Source organism: Photobacterium pectinilyticum, assembly GCF_024357955.1.
GTDB classification, from domain to species: Bacteria; Pseudomonadota; Gammaproteobacteria; order Enterobacterales; family Vibrionaceae; genus Photobacterium; species Photobacterium pectinilyticum.
In genome coordinates this window covers 1-2,672 of record NZ_JANEYT010000154.1, presented here as the reverse complement: position 1 = coordinate 2,672, position 2,672 = coordinate 1, and the positions used below count along the sequence as shown (strand labels likewise).

Below are 2,672 nucleotides of genomic sequence, written 5' to 3'. Positions count from 1 at the left end.
ACACGTCATCGGTTTGAAAATAGAGCCATCGAGTACAGTTGCTATCTCCACCGCATGAACCGACTTCGAAAGTCGTTGCGTATTCCGGCGATTGTGATCTAGGATTCCGCTTTTATCCGATCACCCTTTTACCTACTTTTTCTCTACCCTTATTTTTACTCTAAGTGATCGGATTGCACCAGTTTTCGCATAGACTCTCCTCCCAGCTCGATTCGGTGGCTGTGGTGTATCAGACGATCTAACAGTGCATCGGCAACGGTGGCATTGCCTATCATGTTGTACCACTCCTTTACTGGTAGCTGGCTGACAACGATAGTGCTATTTACTTGGTATCGATCTTCAAGCACTTCCAGCAAGTGCCCCGCATGATCTTGAGACAGTTTTTCCATCCCCCAGTCATCAAGGATGAGTAACTGCTTTTTTGCCAGAGTCTGTAGCTGTTTTTGATATGTGCCATCCAAGCGACCTGTACTCAGGTCATCCAGTAGACGGCTCAGACGATAGTAGCGAACCATGTGTTGCTGCTCGCAAGCCTGAGTTGCAAGGGCGCAAGCGATATAGGTCTTGCCTGCACCTGTCGGGCCTGTCACCAAGATGTTCTGGTGTTTATGAAGATAGCCACCGGTCAGTAGTTCACTGACCTGCTGGCGTTTGAGCCCGCGGCCTTCCTTGTACAGGATTTGGCTTGGCTGGGCATCCAGCCTTAACTTTGCCTGGCGTTTCAGGCGTTGGATCTTGGTTTGGCTGCGGTTGAGTAACTCACTTTCGAGCAGCAGGCCCAAGCGCTCCTCGAACGTCAGCTCAGCATACGTGGAGAGTTGCTCTTGTTGCTGCTCCAGTGCGGTGGCGGCATGGCTTAGGCGAAGGGCTTTAAGTCGTTCATTCAGTTGGTTCATCGTTATCTCCTAGTGGTAACAGTCGGGGCCACGCACATTGCTGTGAACAAGTTCTGGAGTCACTGTCGTGTCGTGGCTGAGTTGGCCTTCGCGATGATTAACCAACAGATTTTTGATGAACTGGAAGTAAGGTTTGTTAACCAGAAGGGCGTCTTTACAGGCTTGCTCAAGGCGGCATTCACCATGCTTCTGACTTAAGTTCAACAACCCAAGGCAGCTCCGGTATGCCTGCTCTGGGTGCGGCTTCGACATCAGTTGAGCGTTCACCACCTCCCGTGTGGCACTGCCGATGCGACCACCCCAGCGCAGTAGGCGTTCCGGTGACCATTTTTGGTGTCGGTGATTCTCGGGCATATGTTCGGGATATGTGCTCATCCCTCTTTCTTTCGTGCTTCTGGCATGCTGCGCGACAAGGCTCCCCTGAGAGTAAATCTGCACCAGCCTCGAAGTGGCCTCCAACTCTATATGTTGGCCGACTAACTGGTGTGGTACCGAGTAATAATGCCGTTGGTACTCGATATGGTAATCAGGGCCGACCTTGGCCCGTTTTGTTTCGGTGTAGAGATAACGCTGGATGGGAAGTGGCTTTAATGCCGGTTTGTCCAGGGTTTCGAAGAGGGCCTTCCTGCTGGCGCCAACTTGCTTCATCTCTCGCTGGTTGAGCTCATCCATGAGCTCCCTGATACTCAGGTTCAGCTCTTTGAAGGTATGGAAGGTTCGATGGCGCAGGCGCATCATGATCCAGCGTTCAACCAGTAACACCGCGTTTTCCGCCTTCGCCTTATCTTTGGGTTTATAAGGGCGGGCAGGCATGATGGCGGTTTGATAATGATGCGCCAGCTTTTGGTAGCTGTCATTGATCGTTGGCGCATAGCGGTCTGCCTTGCTGACGGCGGAACGCAGGTTATCAGGCACCATGAGTCTGGGGACGCCACCGAAGTGCTCGAAGGCATTGGCATGCGCTTCCAGCCAGTAGACCTTTCCCTGTCCCGGGAAGGCTTCGACATAGGTGTAGTTAGATGCACCTAAGGTGGCAACAAAAACCTGAGCCTGGCGCACTTCTCCGGTATCAGGGTTAACAACAGGGATGGTTGGGCCGCAGTAATCGATGAAGAGCTTGTCGCCTGCGGTATGGATTTGTCTCATGCTGCGCTTTTGTTTTTTAAGCCAGCGGGTGTAGTGCTCGCAGAACTGATTGTACCGGTAAGCTCTCTCTTGGTGCTGCTCATAATATTCCTGCCATAAGAGCAGTTTGGTCATACCTTTGCGTTTGAGTTCGACAAAACACTGGGCGAAGTCAGGTATAGCCTTGGATTGGCTTGCACCCTTAGGGTGATAGAGCGCCCGAGTAAGTTCAGTGTCTGAGCAAGCCTCGGGAAGCGGCCAGCCAATGTGGCTCTGCTTGAAGCGCGTGAGGATTTCAGAGACGGTGGAGCAACCTATTTTCAGGCAGGAAGCGATGTTGCGGTTGGACAGCCCGCAATCAAATTTCAGGCGTAACACCTCTTTAATTTTGGTCATCGGTATTCTCTTTTTTGGCATTGTCACTTCCTTGCAACCATCTGATGTATAGCAAGGATAGTGAGCTGTTGATTTAAAAGAGAAAAAGTATGGATTCCGGCGATTCCGATCATAGATTCCGGAGTTAGGTGAAAATTGGCCGGATAATCCCGGAATCGGTGATCGGTTTAAACCGGAACCCCCTGTGTCAGCATGGTTGTCGCCTTAGAATTTAATTCATTACGGAGACAAATATGCCTAAACCCTCAATTGACC

At 51.1% G+C, this 2,672-nt stretch carries 2 protein-coding genes; both read right to left on the bottom strand.

Annotated features, from left to right (window positions below; genetic code table 11):
- Positions 1 to 155 precede the first annotated feature (155 nt).
- Positions 156 to 896, bottom strand: coding sequence for an IS21-like element helper ATPase IstB (gene istB / locus NHN17_RS25515; RefSeq protein ID WP_255045477.1), 741 nt, complete (start codon positions 894 to 896; stop codon positions 156 to 158).
- 9 nt (positions 897 to 905) lie between these two features.
- Positions 906 to 2,438, bottom strand: coding sequence for an IS21 family transposase (istA, locus tag NHN17_RS25510; RefSeq protein WP_255045475.1), 1,533 nt, complete (start codon positions 2,436 to 2,438; stop codon positions 906 to 908).
- Positions 2,439 to 2,672 lie beyond the last annotated feature (234 nt).

Coding starts and splice junctions, on each gene's coding strand:
- istB (WP_255045477.1), bottom strand. CDS start 896: ATGAACCAACTGAATGAACGACTTAAAGCCCTTCGCCTAAGCCATGCC.
- istA (WP_255045475.1), bottom strand. CDS start 2,438: ATGCCAAAAAAGAGAATACCGATGACCAAAATTAAAGAGGTGTTACGC.